Genomic DNA, 16009 nt, shown 5'->3' on the forward strand with positions numbered 1-16009 from the left:
CCGCGATGCTGCCCCTGGCCGCGCCGCGGCGCGCCCGGGCCGCTGACGGCCCGGTCTTCGCCCACGGGGTCGCCTCCGGCGACCCGCTGCCCGACGGCGTCCTGCTGTGGACCCGGATCACCCCCACCCCCGACGCGGTGCCCGGCTCCGGACTGGGCGCGCCCGTCGAGGTCGCCTGGGAGGTCGCCGAGGACCGCGCCTTCACCCGCGTCGTCGCGTCCGGCCGCACCACCGCCACCGCGGAGGCCGACCACACCGTCAAGGCCGACGTGCGCGGACTGCGCCCGGCCACCGGGTACCACTACCGCTTCTCGGCCGGAGGCGTCCTCTCCCCCGCCGGCCGCACCCGCACCGCGCCCGCCGACGGAACGGCCGCGGACCGCGTCCGCTTCGGGGTGGTCTCCTGCTCCCACTACGAGAGCGGCTTCTTCTCCGCCTACCGCCACCTCGCCGCCCGGTCCGACCTCGACGCCGTCCTCCACCTGGGCGACTACATATACGAGTACGGCAAGGGCGAGTACCCGCTCAAGGACGGGGCCGTCCGCGAGATGCACCCCGTCCACGAGACGATCACCCTGGCCGACTACCGGCAGCGCCACGCCCACTACAAGAGCGACGGCGATCTCCAGGCACTGCACGCCGCGCACCCGGTGATCGCGATCTGGGACGACCACGAGACAGCCAACGACGCCTGGTCCGGCGGCGCGGAGAATCACACACCCGGCGTGGAGGGCGACTGGGAGGCGCGCGCTTCAGCCGCGCGCCGGGCGTACTTCGAGTGGATGCCGGTCCGCCCCTCCGTCGAGGGCACCGTCTACCGGCGGCTGCGCTTCGGCGACCTCGCCGATCTCCACCTGCTCGACCTGCGCTCCTTCCGCGACCGCCAGGCGGACATCGGCAGCGACGACGTGGACGACCCCGGCCGCACCATCACCGGCCGCGCGCAGCTGGACTGGCTGAAGTCCTCCCTGGCGTCCTCCGGCGCCCGGTGGCACCTGGTGGGCACCTCGGTGATGATCTCGCCCATGGCCTTCGGGTCCGTGCCGGCGTACCTGCTCGGGCCGCTGGCCGATCTGCTCGGCGTGCCCCGCGAGGGCCTGGCCGTCAACGTCGACCAGTGGGACGGCTACACCGACGACCGCCGGGAGTTGCTGACGCACCTGCGCGAGAGCGGCATCGGCAACACCGTCTTCCTCACGGGCGACATCCACATGGCCTTCGCCAACGACGTCCCCGTCCGGGCCGCGACGTACCCGCTCCAGCATCCGGTCGCCACGGAGTTCGTGGTCGCCTCCGTCACCTCCGACAACATCGACGACATCCTGAGGGTGCCGCCGCACACCGTCTCCTCCATCGCGGAGGCGGCCGTACGCGCCGCCAACCGGCACACCAAGTGGCTCGACATGGACTCCCACGGCTACGGCGTCCTCGACGTGGACGCCGAGCGGACGCAGATGGACTACTACGCGCTGTCGGACAAGACCGACCCGCGGGCTTCCGCCGTCCACGTGCGCTCCTACCGGACCCGCTCGGGCACGCAGCGGGTGGAACGCGCGGACGGCCCCGTGCGCTGAGGTTCGCCGTGGGGGGGAGGCGCGTTTCCCGGACCTCCCGCACACGGTTCGGCACCCCGCCCGGTTCAGCGCCCCGCCGGATCCTCCAGTTCCGCCAGGAAGCCGAGTGCGGTCCGCCAGGTCCGCCCGGCCGCGTCCTCGTCGTGGTCCGGCAGGCCGGAGTCGGTGTACAGGTGTCCGGCCCCGGGGTAGCGGTGCACCTCGACGTCCGCGCCCGCCCGCCGCATCCGCAGGTACCAGGCGTTCAGCCAGTCGTGCGGCTCGAAGGGGTCGGGGTCGGCGACGTGGAGCTGCACGGGCAGGTCGTCGACGGCCGCGTCCTCGGGAATGTCGGAGGTGCCGTGCAGGAGCAGCAGTCCGCGGGCGCGGGTGTCGGCGAGCGCGAGGTTCTGGGCGATCGCACCGCCCAGGGAGAACCCGGCGTACACCACCCCGCGCTCGGAGAGCGGGGCGGTGGCGGCGACGGCCCTCCTCAGCAGTTCGTCGCGGCCGATCCCGTCCTTGATCTCCACGCTCTCCTCGACCGTCCGGGCGGTACGCCCGCCGTACAGGTCGGGGGTGTGGACCTCGTGCCCGGCCTCCCTCAGCCTGACGGCCGCCTCCTCGACGGCGGGGCGCGGCCCGTAGGCGGAGTGGAACATCACAACGGTGGGCACGGTGTCACTTCCTTAGCAGATCAGCCTCATGATCCACATCACGGCGCCGCGCCGGGAGGCGGAGTCCTCCCATGGTGCCAGGTACGGTCGGTGGGGTTCTTTTTCCGTGCCCAGGAGTCTTCCGAGGAGTTCACACCACCATGGAGAACGTGCTGCGGCCGCTGATCGTCTTCGGCGGCGCCCTCATCCTGGCGTTCGCCGTCGGCTGGGCGGTGGACCGCGCGCTGCGGCGCATGGACGCCCGGCACCCGGAGACCCCGCTGTGGGGTCTGCTGCGCAGCGGCCGGGTCCCACTGCGGGCGGTGGTCTTCGTCGGGCTGCTCAACGCCTTCTCCGACGAGACGCACCTGGCCAGGGACCACCAGAGGGCCGTCGACCTGTGGCTGAACCTGATACTGATCGGGGCCGCCGCGTGGCTGATGCTGCGGGTGCTGACCGCCGTCGTGGAGACGGCCTACTCCCGGTACGCCGGGCTCGCCCACGACGCCGCGCGGGTGCGGCGGGTACGCACCCAGCTGACGCTGATCAGGCGGCTGGCCACGGCGGTGGTCACGGTGATCGCCGGCGCGGCGATGCTGCTGCAGTTCCCCGCGATGGAGAAGCTGGGCGCCTCCATGCTGGCCTCCGCCGGTGTGCTGGGCATAGTCGCCGGTATCGCCGCCCAGTCCACGCTGGGCAATCTCTTCGCCGGCCTGCAGATCGCCTTCGGCGACATGGTGCGCATCGGCGACACGGTCATCGTGGACGGCGAGTGGGGGACGGTCGAGGAGATCACCACCTCCTATCTGGTGGTCCTCACCTGGGACGAGCGCAGGGTCACCATGCCGGTGTCCTACTTCACCAGCAAGCCCTTCGAGAACTGGACCCGCGGCAACCCCCAGATGACCGGCACCGTCTACCTCCACCTCGACCACTCGGCGCCGATCGCCGAGATCCGGCGGAAGACCGAGGAGATCGTGCGCGCCAGCGACGCCTGGGACGGCCGCAGCCACGGCCTGGTGGTGACCGACTCCACACCCACCACGGTCGAGGTCCGCGCGACGATGACGGCGCGCACCCCCGACGACATCTGGACGCTGCGCTGCCAGGTCCGCGAGGGGCTGATCACCTGGCTCCACCGGGAGCACCCCTACGCCCTGCCCCGCGTCACCACCGCGCAGGCGGCCCCGGCGCCGGCCTTCGGGCGGGGGCCGGAGCGGGAGGAGACGAGTGTGGACGGCCGGGCGAACGGCGGACGGCCGGGGATACCGGACGCGCGGAAGCCGGGTTAGGGCGGCCTGTCCGGCGCGGGGCCGCGGCGTACGCGCCGGACGCGTCGTCCGCCGCGGCCCCGCGGCGCGAGCCCTACGCGCTCTCGGCCCGGATCCGCTCCAGAGCGGTCCGCAGGTCGTCGGGGTAGTCGCTGGAGAACTCCGCCCAGCGGCCGTCCGCCGGGTGCTCGAAGCCCAGCCGTACCGCGTGCAGCCACTGCCGGGCCAGTCCCAGGCGCTTGGCCAGCGTCGGGTCGGCGCCGTAGGTGGTGTCGCCGACGCACGGGTGCCGGTGGGCGGCCATGTGGACGCGGATCTGGTGGGTGCGGCCGGTCTCCAGCTTGATGTCGAGCAGGCTGGCGGCCCGGAACGCCTCGATGAGGTCGTAGTGGGTGACCGACGGCTTGCCGTCTGCGGTGACGGCCCATTTGTAGTCGTGGACGGGGTGCCGCCCGATGGGCGCGTCGATCGTGCCGCTGAGCGGGTCGGGATGGCCCTGGACGAGCGCATGGTAGCGCTTGTCGACGGTGCGCTCGCGGAACTGCTGCTTGAGCAGGGTGTAGGCGCGCTCGGACTTGGCGACCACCATCAGGCCGGACGTGCCGACGTCCAGCCGGTGCACGATGCCCTGCCGCTCGGCCGCGCCCGAGGTGGAGACGCGGAAGCCGGCGGCGGCCAGCCCCCCGATCACGGTGGGGCCGCTCCAGCCGGGGCTGGGGTGGGCTGCCACGCCGATCGGCTTGGCGACGACCACGACGTCGTCGTCGTCGTGCACGATCTCCATGCCCTCCACCGGCTCGGCCACCACCTGCACCGGTGCGGGCGGCGCGGGCATCTCGACCTCGATCCAGGCCCCGCCGCGCACCCGCTCGGACTTGCCGACCTCGCCGCCGTCGAGCCGGACCTTTCCCGTGGCGGCCAGTTCGGCCGCCTTCGTACGGGAGAAGCCGAACATCCTGGCCAGGGCCGCGTCTATACGCTCGCCCTCCAGGCCGTCGGGTACGGGCAGGGTGCGGATCTCGGGAAGCTGGCTCACCCGGTCGAGTATGCCGGAAGCGCGCGGTGCCTCCGCCCGGCGGGCGGGAGGAACGCGTCCGTGCGGGCCGGCCGCGGTCGGCTCCGGTCAGTCCTTGTGGACGGTGCCGTCCGGGTCCAGCCCGCGGAAGGACAGCAGCACGATCAGCACCCCGCCGCAGACGATCGCCGAGTCGGCCAGGTTGAAGACGGCGAAGTGGGCGGGTGCGATGAAGTCCACCACATGGCCCTGGAAGATCCCGGGCGAGCGGAAGATCCGGTCGGTGAGGTTACCCAGGGCCCCGCCGAGCAGCAGTCCGAGCGCGATGGCCCAGGGCGTGCTGTAGAGCTTGCGGGCGATCCGGGCGATCACCACGATCACGGCCGCCGCGATGACGGTGAAGACGACGGTGAGGGCCTCGCCGATGCCGAAGGCCGCACCCGGGTTGCGCACGGCCTGGAAGCGCAGCCAGGTACCGATCACCTCGATCGGGTCGTGGCCCTCCAGTTTCTCGACCACGATGATCTTGCTGATCAGGTCCAGGGTGTAGGCGACGGCCGCCACGATGGCGAGTTCCACCGTCCGCCGCCGCCCCCGGGGAACCGGCCCGCCGTCACCCACGGGCCCGCCGGCCTCGGTCGCGGCCCGGCCGGCGGCTGCGTCCACGGTCTCGGTCTCGGTCTGCGCCTCGCCCGGCTGCTCGCCGGCCCGTTCCACCTCTGTCACGTGATGCAGGGTACGTCACACCCGGGCGGCGGCGGACGGCAGAGCTCAGCGGCGCTCCTGCCGCTGCTTGCACTCGACGCAGAGCGTGGCCCGGGGGAACGCCTGCATCCGCGCCTTGCCGATCGGCTCGCCGCAGTTCTCGCAGACCCCGTACGTCCCGGCCTCCAGCCGGTCCAGGGCGCGCTCGGTCTGGTAGAGCATCTCGCGGGCGTTCTCCGCCAGGGCCATCTCGTGCTCGCGCGTGATGTTCTTCGTCCCCGTGTCGGCCTGGTCGTCCCCGGCTCCGTCGGCCGAGTCCCGCATCAGACCGTTGAGGGCCTCCTCCGCCGCGTGGATCTCCACGCGCAGCCGCTCGGACTCCGAGGACAGCTCCGCGCGCGCCTCCTCCACCTCCTGCGCGGTCCAGGGCTCCTCTCCGGGACGTACGGCCAGCTCGTCGGGGGCGGCGGTGGCCGCGGCCGTACGCGCCGGGGGGACCGGGTGCGCGTGCTCGGCGGACCGCGCTCCCGTCGTGGACTTCTTGGCAACCACCGTCTCGGCTCCTGTCTTCCTGCCGGCCGCCCTTCCGGCGCCCGTGCTCGCCGCCGCCCTCTTCGCAGCGGACTCCTCTCCGGAGGTCTTCCCCCGGGCGCTCGCGGTGCTCGCGGGGTCCTCGGTGTTCGCGGCGTGCCCGGCGTCCTTCTCCCCGGCGGACTCCCGTGCGGCTCCCGCCCTCCCCGCTGCGGATTCCCTCGCCACCATGGCCGCGACCCCTTCACATATTGTTATCTTGTGTATGAATCGTGACCGGAACGATAAATCGGTGCCGACCGTGCGGCAACAGGGCACGCCGGTCCGCTCCCTCCTCGCGGGACTCGGCCCGTCCCCTCGCGAAGCGTTCTGCCCGGCACCGCGGTCCGAAAACCGGTCCGCCCCCATCGGGGGGCACCCTTACACTTGGGCTGAGCGAGAGGCGTCGAAGGGGACGAGTAGCGTCCGTATGCGGCCGAGAGCGACCCGGGGACGGTGTGAGCCCGGGGGCGAGCGCGGCGCGAAGATCACCCCGGAGCCGCCGGAAGAAAGCCGCCCACGCACGTGTGCCGACGGCACGCGGTGCGACGGGCGGCGAGTAGAACCGGCGTCGCCGCACCAATGAGAGGGCGGTGGACACGTACCCGCGTACGCGTCCGGCGCCAAGGAGGGTGGTACCGCGGGCACCGGCGCCGACTGGCGGCGGTCTCGTCCCTCCGGCGGAAGTCACCACGTCCGTTGGAGGAAGCTCACCATGAGCCCGCAGCCCCCGCCCCAGTACCGTCCGGTGCCCGCCCAGGTGGACCTTCCCGCCCTGGAGCGCGCCGTGCTGGACCTCTGGCGCGAGAACAAGGTCTTCGCCCGCAGCCTGGAGCAGTCCGAGGGTCGCCCCGAATGGGTGTTCTACGAGGGCCCGCCGACCGCGAACGGCATGCCCGGCGCACACCACATCGAGGCCCGCGTCTTCAAGGACGTCTTCCCCCGCTTCCGCACCATGCGCGGCTACCACGTGGCGCGCAAGGCCGGCTGGGACTGCCACGGCCTGCCCGTGGAGCTGGCGGTGGAGAAGGAGCTGGGCTTCAACGGCAAACAGGACATCGAGGCCTACGGCATCGCGGAGTTCAACGCGAAGTGCCGCGAGTCGGTGACCCGGCACACCGACGCGTTCGCCGAGCTGACGACCCGGATGGGCTACTGGGTCGACATGGACGACGCCTACCGGACGATGGACCCGGGCTACATCGAGTCCGTGTGGTGGTCGCTGAAGGAGATCTTCGGCAGGGGCCTGCTCGTCCAGGACCACCGCGTGGCGCCCTGGTGCCCGCGCTGCGGCACCGGCCTGTCCGACCACGAGCTGGCGCAGGGCTACGAGACCGTCGTGGACCCGTCGGTCTACGTCCGCTTCCCGCTGACCTCCGGTCCGCTGGCCGGCGAGGCCTCGCTGCTGGTGTGGACGACCACGCCCTGGACGCTGGTGTCCAACACCGCCGTGGCCGCGCATCCCGACGTCACCTACGCGGTGGCCACCGACGGCGCCGAGAAGCTGGTGGTGGCCGAGCCGCTGCTGGCCAAGGCGCTGGGCGAGGGCTGGAGCGCGACGGGACAGACGTTCACCGGTCGCGAGATGGAGCGCTGGGCCTACCGCCGCCCGTTCGACCTGGTGGAGATCGATGGCGCCCACTTCGTCCTGGGCGCCGACTACGTCACCACCGAGGACGGCACCGGTCTGGTCCACCAGTCCCCCGCCTTCGGCGAGGACGACCTGCTCACCTGCCGGGCCTACGGACTCCCGGTGGTCAACCCCGTCCGGCCCGACGGCACCTTCGAGGAGGGCCTGGGGCTGGTCGGCGGGCAGTTCTTCAAGAAGGCCGACGAGGTGCTGGTCGCCGACCTCGACGCCCGCGGCCTGCTCTTCCGCCACCTGCCCTACGAGCACAGCTACCCGCACTGCTGGCGCTGCCACACCGCTCTGCTCTACTACGCGCAGCCGTCCTGGTACATCCGCACCACCGCGATCAAGGACGAGCTGCTGCGGGAGAACGAGCGGACCAACTGGTTCCCGGAGTCGGTCAAGCACGGCCGCTACGGCGACTGGCTGGACAACAACATCGACTGGGCCCTGTCCCGCAACCGCTACTGGGGCACCCCGCTGCCCATCTGGCGCTGCGAGGAGGGGCACCTCACCTGCGTCGGCTCGCTGACGGAGCTGTCGGAGCTGACCGGCACCGACCAGTCCGGCCTGGACCCGCACCGCCCGTACATCGACGACGTCGTCTTCGGCTGCACCGCCGAGGACTGCGCGCTGACGGCCGTCCGCGTCCCGGAGGTCATCGACGCCTGGTACGACTCGGGCTCGATGCCCTTCGCCCAGTGGGGCTACCCGTACCGCAACAAGGACGTCTTCGAGAAGCGCTATCCGGCGCAGTTCATCTCCGAGGCCATCGACCAGACCCGCGGCTGGTTCTACACCCTGATGGCGGTCGGCACGCTCGTCTTCGACCGCTCGTCCTACGAGAACGTGGTCTGCCTGGGCCACATCCTCGCCGAGGACGGCCGGAAGATGTCCAAGCACCTGGGCAACATCCTGGAGCCCATCCCGCTGATGGACCGGCACGGCGCCGACGCGGTCCGCTGGTTCATGGCCGCCGGCGGCTCCCCGTGGAGCGCGCGGCGCGTCGGGCACGGCACGATCCAGGAGGTCGTCCGCAAGACCCTGCTGACCTACTGGAACACCGTCGCCTTCCAGGCCCTGTACGCCCGCACCTCAAGCTGGGCGCCGTCCGGGTCCGACCCGGCTCCCGCCGACCGGCCGCTGCTGGACCGCTGGCTGCTCAGCGAGCTGCACGCCCTGGTCGACCAGTGCACCCGGGCCATGGAGACCTACGACACCCAGCGCACGGGCAAGCTGCTGTCCACCTTCGTGGACGATCTGTCCAACTGGTACGTGCGCCGCTCCCGGCGCCGCTTCTGGCAGGGTGACGCGGCGGCGCTGCGCACCCTGCACGATGTGCTGGAGACCGTCACCCGGCTGATGGCCCCGCTGGTGCCGTTCATCACCGAGCGGGTCTGGCAGGACCTGGTGGTCCCCGTCACCCCCGGCGCGCCGGACTCCGTGCACCTGGCCGCCTGGCCCGAGGCGGACCTGTCGGCCGTCGACCCGGACCTTTCCCGCGACATGCTGCTGGTACGGCGGCTGGTGGAGCTGGGCCGGGCCACACGCGCGGAGTCGGGGGTCAAGACCCGGCAGCCGCTGTCCCGCGCGCTGCTGGCGGCGCAGGGTTTCGAGCTGCTCAGCGACGATCTGCGCGGGCAGATCGCCGAGGAGCTGAACGTCACCTCGCTCGCCTCCCTGTCCGAGGTCGGCGGCTCCCTGGTGGACACCACCGCCAAGGCCAACTTCCGGGAGCTGGGCCGCCGGTTCGGCAAGCGCACCCAGCCGGTCGCCAAGGCCATCGCCGAGGCGGACGCGGCGGCCCTGTCGGCGGCGCTGCGCGCCGGCACGGCGGCGGTGGAGGTCGACGGCGAGACCATCGCGCTCTCCCCGGAGGAGGTCATCATCACCGAGACCCCGCGCGAGGGCTGGTCGGTGGCCTCCGACACCGGCGCCACAGTCGCCCTGGACCTGGAGATCACTCCGGAGCTGCGGCGGGCGGGGCTCGCCCGTGACGCGATCCGGTTGATCCAGGAAGCGCGCAAGAACAGCGGTCTGGACGTCGCCGACCGGATCGCCCTGCGGTGGCGGTCGGAGGACGAGGAGGTCGCCCGGGCCCTGACCGAGCACCAGGCCCTGATCGCGGACGAGGTCCTGGCGACGGACTACGCGGAGGGCGGGGGCGACGACTCCTTCGGCGAGCCGTTCGAGGACGAGTCGCTGTCCCTGGTCTTCCGGCTGCGCCGCGTGTAGGCGGTCGGCCGTCTCCGGTGTCCCGGGCCGGCGGGCGGCCCGGGACACCGGTACGCCGCAGCCCGGCCCTCTGCGATATGCCGATCCGGTCCATCCGCCGCCTGGGGCGGCTGCGTCAGTTGTCGTCCTCGTCGATGAGGAAGCCCCGCATCGGCGAGGGTGCCTGCTGCATCGGCTGCGGGCCCTGCGGCCGCACGGGTGCCATTGGCTGGGTCATGGCCGGGGACATCTGCTGCTGCCCACCGTAGGTCTGACCACCGCCCTGGTTGTGACCACCGTGCCCGCTGCCCGGGCCGCCCATCGGCTGGCCGCCGCCCATGGACTGGTGACCGCCCATGCCGCCGCCCGGTGCGCCCGCCGATGCCATCGAGGGAGACGGCGGCAGCGAGGCCGCGGCCGGGGTGCGCGGCGGGGCCAGGGAGTCGTCGGCCTGGTTCTCCAGCTGGCGGAGCTGGCTCTCCAGGTACGACTTCAGCCGGGTGCGGTACTCGCGCTCGAAGCCGCGCAGGTCCTCGACCTTGCGCTCCAGCGTGGCGCGGGCGGACTCCAGCGAGCCCATGGCGACGCGGTGCTTCTCCTGCGCGTCCCGCTCCAGCGCGTCCGCCTTGGCGCGGGCGTCCCGCTCCAGACCCTCGGCCCGGCTGCGCGCCTCACCGACGATCTTGTTGGCCTCCGAACGGGCCTCCGCGATCGCCTGGTCCGCGGTCTGCTGCGCCAGCGACAGCACACGGGCCGCGCTGTCGCCGCCCGGACCCTGCCCCTGCTGGTGCATGCCCGGACCGCCCGGACCGCCGTGACCGCCCGGGCCCATCGGACCGGGACCGCCCGGACCACCGGGACCGCCGTGACCGCCCGGGCCCATCGGACCGGGGCCCATCGGACCCCCCTGCGGACCGTGCCCGCCGGGGCCTGCCGGCAGCTGCGGCGCACCGCCGGGCAGCTGGGGCGGACCGCCCATCTGCCCCGGCGGGACCGGCTGCGGTCCCGATATGGCGGCGGGAACGGGACCCGGCCGTTCCTGCTGCTGCTGGGGCTCGGGTTTGCGCATGCCCTGCTGCTGCTGATTCTGCGCGGCGGCCCGCGTCGCGGCGGCCAGCTTGGCGCGCAGGTCCTCGTTCTCCCGGAGCAGGCGCGTCAGTTCGGCCTCGACCTCGTCGAGGAAGGCATCGACCTCGTCCTCGTCGTAGCCCTCTCGCAGGCGGACGGTTGTGAACTGCTTGTTCCGCACGTCCTCGGGGGTCAGCGGCATCTCTTCACCTCAACGTAAGTCATCGGCATATCGGCAAGACCGTATCGCTCACAGCCTGGCCACGACACTGATCAGGATGTAGACGATGATCATCAGTACGAAGAAGGACAGGTCGAGCGCCACGCCTCCGAAGCGCAGCGGCGGTATGAACCTCCGCAGCAGCTTGAGTGGCGGATCAGTGACAGTGTAGGTGGCCTCCAGGACGACCACCATCGCCTTGCCGGGCTGCCATGAGCGGGCGAACATGAAGACGTAGTCCATCACCAGGCGGAAGATCAGTACGGCAAGGAAGACCTGCAGCACAATGAGGACCACCTGCTGTACGACGCCCATCGTGCGCTTCCCTCTCCCTTTTGGTCGCGTCCGGGCCGTCGTCCGGCCCGTCCGATTGCACTGACTCTCAGCTCTGGTTGAAGAACCCGCCCTCTGCGATGCGGGCCTTGTCCTCCGCCGTGACATCGACGTTAGCAGGAGACAGGAGGAAGACCTTCTGTGTCACCCGCTCGATACTCCCGTGGAGACCGAACACCAGACCCGCCGCGAAGTCGACCAGACGCTTCGCGTCCGTGTCGTCCATCTCGGTCAGATTCATGATCACCGGGGTGCCCTCTCGGAAGTGTTCCCCGATGGTACGGGCTTCGTTGTACGTCCGGGGGTGCAGCGTGGTGATCCGGTAGGGCTCCCTCTCGGACACGACCTTGGGCATGATCACCGGTGCGTTCTTCTCCAGGTTCTGGCGTTCGGGTGTGATGGATGACACGGGGGCAATCCTCCCGTGCCGTCCGTTTTCGGCAGCGGTCGCCGGAGCCTGCTCCCGCTCCCGGCGGGCGGGGGGGTGGACGACGCGCACCGGTTCCTCGGGCTCCTGCTCCCCCTCGGACTTCGCCGCGGGAGCTCCCAGAGGCTGGTGCGCCTGGTGCCGCCGGTCCCTGTCGGGGTCCGGCTCGGGCTCGAACTCGTCGTCGGGGTCGAACCCCGGGCCGTCGTACCCATCGTCCTCCACGAGGCCGAGGTAGACCGCCATCTTGCGCATCGCGCCGGCCATTCTCTGCGTCCTCCGCTCTGTGGTGGTCCCCGGCCTTCGGGAAGGCCCCGTCCCTGCCTGCGGCGGGGAGACCCCATGCTGCCTCCGGATGCCTCCGGCGGGGAGGCGCCCGTGACCCAAGGCTCCGTCACCGGTGCCCGCGGGCCCATGCGGTCATCCACACCGGGCGGGAATGACCATATTTTCTGCTGTGGTCCGACCTGCTTGGCGACGTTACCGGAGCCCGGGTCGTACTCCGAGTACCGCACTGCCGATACGCACATGTGTCGCTCCGGCCGCCACCGCCTCCTCGAGGTCCCCGCTCATCCCCGCCGAGACCATGCTCGCGGCAGGGTGGTCCACCCGCAGGGCCGCCGAGATCTCCGCCAGCCGCTCGAAAGCGGCTCCCGGCCTCCCGGCGTACGGTCCGGACAGGGGTGCGACCGTCATCACACCCGCGAGCCGGAGACCGGGGGCGGCGGCCACCGCGTCGGCCAACTCCCCCGCCTCCCGCGGTGCCACGCCACCGCGTCCCTTGGCCTCGCCCTCCTCCCGGTCGAGCGCGACCTGCAGCAGGCAGCCGATCCGCCGGCCCTCGCGCTCGGCCGCCGAGGAGAGCGCGCCGACCAGCCGGGGCCGGTCGACCGAGTGCACGAAATCCGCGTAACGGGCCACGGAGCGGACCTTGTTGGTCTGCAGTTGCCCCACGAAGTGCCAGGTGAGAGGGAGATCCGCGCAGGCCTCGGCCTTGGGCGCCGCCTCCTGGTCCCGGTTCTCCGCCACGTGCCGCACCCCGAGTCCGGCCAGCAGCCGCACATCGCCGGCGGGGCGGGTCTTGGTGACGACGACCAGGGTCACGTCCTCGCGCGCGCGCCCCGCGGTGACACAAGCGCGGGCGATGCGCTCCTCCACCCGGGCGAGGTTCGCGGCCAGTTCGGCTCTGCGGTCGGAGCTGTGGCCGGTCATGCGGCAGCCTCCCCGTCACTCTTCTCCGCGCCTCCGGCGGGAGTCTCCAGCCACACGTAGCCGGCCAGCCGCCCGGTGGTCCTCTCCCTGCGGTAGGAGTAGTGGTCCGGGGACTCCATCGTGCAGACCTGCTGCGCCGGCGGCTCCGGCACCCCGAGCCGCGCCAGTTGGGCGCGCACACCGGCCGCGACATCGACCGCCGCGGTGCCCCGCCGCGTGGTGGCGTACGCCTCGGGCACCGCGGCCGCCACCTCCTCGCGCATCCGCTCCGGCACCTCGTAGCAGCCCCCGCACACCGAGGGGCCGATGCGGACGGCCGTGCGGGCCGGGTCCGCGCCGAGGGATCCCATCGCCTCGACCACCGCCGGGACGACCCCGGCGACCAGCCCGGGCCGACCGGCGTGTGCGGCTCCCACCACCCCCGCGGCGGGGTCGGCGAGGAGGACGGGCACGCAGTCGGCGGTCAGCACGGCGAGCGCGAGGCCACGACGGGCGGTCACGATCGCGTCCACGCACGGCGCGTCGCCGCGCCACGGCCCGGTGACGACGGCGGCGTCGCGCCCGTGCACCTGGTTCATCCAGACCACCGCGGCCGGATCGAGGCCGAGCGCTCCCGCCGCCAGCTCCCGGTTGGCCCTCACGGCCCCGGGGTCGTCCCCGACCGCGCCGCCGAGGTTGAGTTCGTCATACGGAGCGGCGCTCACCCCGCCCCACCTGTCGGTGGTGGCGAAGTGCGCGCCGCTCACGATCTCGTGCTGTCCTATCACGCTCGTGGTGCCTACTTGAGGAAGTCGGGCACATCGAGCTCCTCGGCCGAGCCGTCCTGGTAGGGACGGGCCGGGGGGACCTGCGGGGCCGGGGACGGGCCGGTCTCGCCGGACAGTGGCGAGGAGGAGCCCGGACCGTAGGCGGAGGGGGAGTCCGCCAGCGGGACGGCCGGGGACGGCTCCTCCTCGCGCGGAGTGACCGAGCCGAGCCCGCCGAAGGACGGGCGCTCGGGCTCGGCGGGCGCCGGACGCGGCGCGGCCGGCGCCTCCTCCTTGCCCCCCGCGTACGAACCGAGTACCTTGTCGCGGTTCTTGGCCGGAGGCTGCCCGCCGTCGAAGCCCGCCGCGATGACGGTGACCCGGACCTCGTCGCCGAGGGCGTCGTCGATGACCGCGCCGAAGATGATGTTCGCCTCGGGGTGCGCGGCTTCGCTCACCAGCTGGGCGGCCTCGTTGATCTCGAACAGGCCGAGGTCGGAGCCGCCGGAGATGGAGAGCAGCACACCGCGTGCGCCGTCGATGGATGCCTCCAGCAGCGGCGAGGAGATCGCCATCTCCGCCGCGGCCACCGCACGGTCGTCGCCGCGCGCCGAGCCGATGCCCATGAGAGCCGAACCGGCCTCGGACATCACGGACTTGACGTCCGCGAAGTCCAGGTTGATCAGTCCGGGGGTGGTGATGAGGTCGGTGATGCCCTGGACACCCGACAGCAGCACCTGGTCCGCCGACTTGAACGCGTCGAGCACGCTCACCTGGCGGTCCGAGATGGACAGCAGCCGGTCGTTGGGGATGACGATGAGGGTGTCGACCTCGTCCCGCAGGGCCGCGATGCCGTCCTCGGCCTGGTTGGCCCGGCGGCGGCCCTCGAAGGTGAACGGGCGGGTGACGACGCCGATGGTGAGGGCGCCGAGGGAACGCGCGATGCTCGCGACGACGGGCGCGCCACCGGTGCCGGTGCCGCCGCCCTCACCGGCGGTGACGAAGACCATGTCGGCCCCCTTGAGGACCTCCTCGATCTCCTCCCGGTGGTCCTCGGCTGCCTTGCGGCCGACATCGGGGTTGGCGCCGGCGCCGAGGCCGCGGGTGAGCTCGCGGCCGACGTCGAGCTTGACATCGGCGTCGCTCATCAGCAGGGCCTGTGCGTCGGTGTTGATCGCGATGAACTCGACGCCCTTGAGACCGACCTCGATCATCCTGTTGATGGCGTTGACGCCACCGCCGCCGATACCGACGACCTTGATGACTGCGAGGTAGTTCTGCGGTGCTGCCACGTCGAAGGCCTCTCGCCTCGAGTTACGTGTCGCCGCTCCACGTTGGTTGCGGTGCGCCGACCTATGCCGAGTGGGACGGTTCGGACGCCGACCCGAACCCTAACGTTCAAGTTTAGGGTTACCAATTTCTGTCGTTCCTCGGATTCTCTGGAACGGACACTAGGTCGACAAGTGGTTCGCGTTCAATGAACACGCCGAACCTCCCGTTTTTCTTCTCACCCTATGTGATCAGGCAACGTGGTAGCCAGCCAGGGTGCTGGCCTGCACGTACGTGCGTCAACTCCCCGACGCCGCCGGTGTGCCGGGAACGCTCACGTCGAATCTCCGCCCGCCGTCGGCGGCTTTCATCAGCAGGGTGAGTGACCTGGCCTTCGCGTCGCTGTCCTCGCCGCTCCCCCACACCACCGTGCGCCCGCCGCTCATCTCCAGGGTGATGGAGTCGTAGGAGCGGACCCGGATCGTCCGGATGTCGCGGCGCACCCGCTCGGGGAGGGCCGCGGCGACCCCGACCGCCTCCTGCCGCATCCTCTCGGGTCCGAAACGGCGCCCGTCGGCGGACCCGGCGAGGTCCAGGGTGAGGAGGGGGACGCCCGCGGGCCGTTCGGCGAGCGTGCCGAACAGCACCCCCTCGTCGTCCACCTCGGCATAGCGCCGCCCCCTCGTGCCGTCCTGGTCTCCCCCGCCTTCCCCGTTCCGGGCGTCCTGCACCATCACGACCACGGCTTTTCTCTCCGTGACCGTCAACTCCATGCCATGGGGCCAGGAACGGGCCGCCTCCACGGAGTCGATCCGGGGCAGCGCCTCCAGCAGCCGCCGCTCCACCTCCCCGGGATCGACCGAGACGAGCGGTTCGCCGAGGGGGATGCCGGCGACCTCGAGGATCCGCCGTTCCGTCAGGACCCCCTCGCCGTCGACCGTGACGCTCTCCACCCGCAGCCACGCGGAGCCGTAGAGCAGCCACAGGGCGAGGCCGCCGATCAGCAGCGCCGGGCCGAGGGCGAGGGCGAGCAGCAGCCGGCGGCGTCCGCGGCCCTCCGGGAGGCGGGGCGCGCGGAAAAGCCGGGCCCCCCGGCCCGCCGGCGGGGGCGGTCCCGAGC

Annotated in this window: 14 protein-coding genes; 3 read left to right on the plus strand and 11 right to left on the minus strand. The window is 72.1% G+C overall.

The features are described 5' to 3' along the window. The coding region (locus AC2CJA_RS13465) for an alkaline phosphatase D family protein (protein WP_484602931.1) at nt 1–1574 on the plus strand (1574 nt) is incomplete at its 5' end. Between the two features lie 65 nt (nt 1575–1639). Here the strand turns inward: AC2CJA_RS13465 and AC2CJA_RS13470 are convergent. After that, a complete protein-coding gene (locus AC2CJA_RS13470) occupies nt 1640–2230 on the minus strand; it encodes a dienelactone hydrolase family protein (protein WP_484602932.1) in 591 nt (196 codons plus the stop codon). Between the two features lie 140 nt (nt 2231–2370). Between AC2CJA_RS13470 and AC2CJA_RS13475 the strand changes: the two genes are divergently transcribed. Continuing rightward, a complete protein-coding gene (locus AC2CJA_RS13475; protein ID WP_484602933.1) occupies nt 2371–3501 on the plus strand; it encodes a mechanosensitive ion channel family protein in 1131 nt (376 codons plus the stop codon). Nucleotides 3502–3574: 73 nt separating this feature from the next. Here the strand turns inward: AC2CJA_RS13475 and AC2CJA_RS13480 are convergent, their stop codons facing one another. The 3 genes from AC2CJA_RS13480 to AC2CJA_RS13490 all read right to left on the minus strand — a co-directional run bounded on the left by AC2CJA_RS13480 (nt 3575) and on the right by AC2CJA_RS13490 (nt 5962). Then, complete coding sequence (locus AC2CJA_RS13480) at nt 3575–4516, minus strand: RluA family pseudouridine synthase (protein WP_484602934.1); 942 nt, start codon at nt 4514–4516, stop codon at nt 3575–3577. Between the two features lie 87 nt (nt 4517–4603). Further along, nucleotides 4604–5221, minus strand: a complete 618-nt coding sequence (gene lspA / locus AC2CJA_RS13485; protein WP_484602935.1) for a signal peptidase II — start codon at nt 5219–5221, stop codon at nt 4604–4606. A gap of 45 nt (nt 5222–5266) precedes the next feature. Beyond that, complete coding sequence (locus AC2CJA_RS13490) at nt 5267–5962, minus strand: TraR/DksA family transcriptional regulator (protein WP_484602936.1); 696 nt, start codon at nt 5960–5962, stop codon at nt 5267–5269. 523 nt (nt 5963–6485) lie between these two features. On the opposite strand from AC2CJA_RS13490, the gene ileS reads away from it, so the two are divergent. Continuing rightward, a complete protein-coding gene (ileS, locus tag AC2CJA_RS13495; protein ID WP_484602937.1) occupies nt 6486–9635 on the plus strand; it encodes an isoleucine--tRNA ligase in 3150 nt (1049 codons plus the stop codon). A gap of 115 nt (nt 9636–9750) precedes the next feature. On the opposite strand, the gene AC2CJA_RS13500 is transcribed toward ileS, so the two are convergent. From AC2CJA_RS13500 to AC2CJA_RS13530, 7 genes are all read right to left on the minus strand, one after another. Beyond that, nucleotides 9751–10884, minus strand: coding sequence for a DivIVA domain-containing protein (locus AC2CJA_RS13500; protein WP_484602938.1), 1134 nt, complete (start codon nt 10882–10884; stop codon nt 9751–9753). A 48-nt stretch (nt 10885–10932) separates the two neighbouring features. Next, on the minus strand, nt 10933–11217 hold the full coding sequence (locus AC2CJA_RS13505) for a YggT family protein (protein ID WP_241718398.1): 285 nt from the start codon (nt 11215–11217) through the stop codon (nt 10933–10935). 67 nt (nt 11218–11284) lie between these two features. Continuing rightward, nucleotides 11285–11929: a cell division protein SepF gene (locus AC2CJA_RS13510; protein ID WP_484602939.1), complete on the minus strand. Its 645-nt coding sequence runs from the start codon at nt 11927–11929 to the stop codon at nt 11285–11287. Between the two features lie 213 nt (nt 11930–12142). Beyond that, nucleotides 12143–12874: a YggS family pyridoxal phosphate-dependent enzyme gene (locus AC2CJA_RS13515; RefSeq protein ID WP_484602940.1), complete on the minus strand. Its 732-nt coding sequence runs from the start codon at nt 12872–12874 to the stop codon at nt 12143–12145. Next, the gene (pgeF, locus tag AC2CJA_RS13520; RefSeq protein ID WP_484602941.1) at nt 12871–13641 is read right to left on the minus strand and encodes a peptidoglycan editing factor PgeF; all 771 of its coding nucleotides are present in this window, start codon (nt 13639–13641) and stop codon (nt 12871–12873) included. Before pgeF ends, AC2CJA_RS13515 begins: the two co-directional genes overlap by 4 nt. An 11-nt stretch (nt 13642–13652) precedes the next feature. Beyond that, complete coding sequence (ftsZ, locus tag AC2CJA_RS13525; RefSeq protein ID WP_484602942.1) at nt 13653–14912, minus strand: cell division protein FtsZ; 1260 nt, start codon at nt 14910–14912, stop codon at nt 13653–13655. Nucleotides 14913–15188: 276 nt separating this feature from the next. Beyond that, nucleotides 15189–16009, minus strand: an 821-nt coding sequence (locus AC2CJA_RS13530) for a cell division protein FtsQ/DivIB (protein WP_484602943.1), incomplete at its 5' end; no start/stop codon positions are given.

The sequence above is a fragment of the Streptomyces sp. ATLC9 genome (assembly GCF_057196705.1).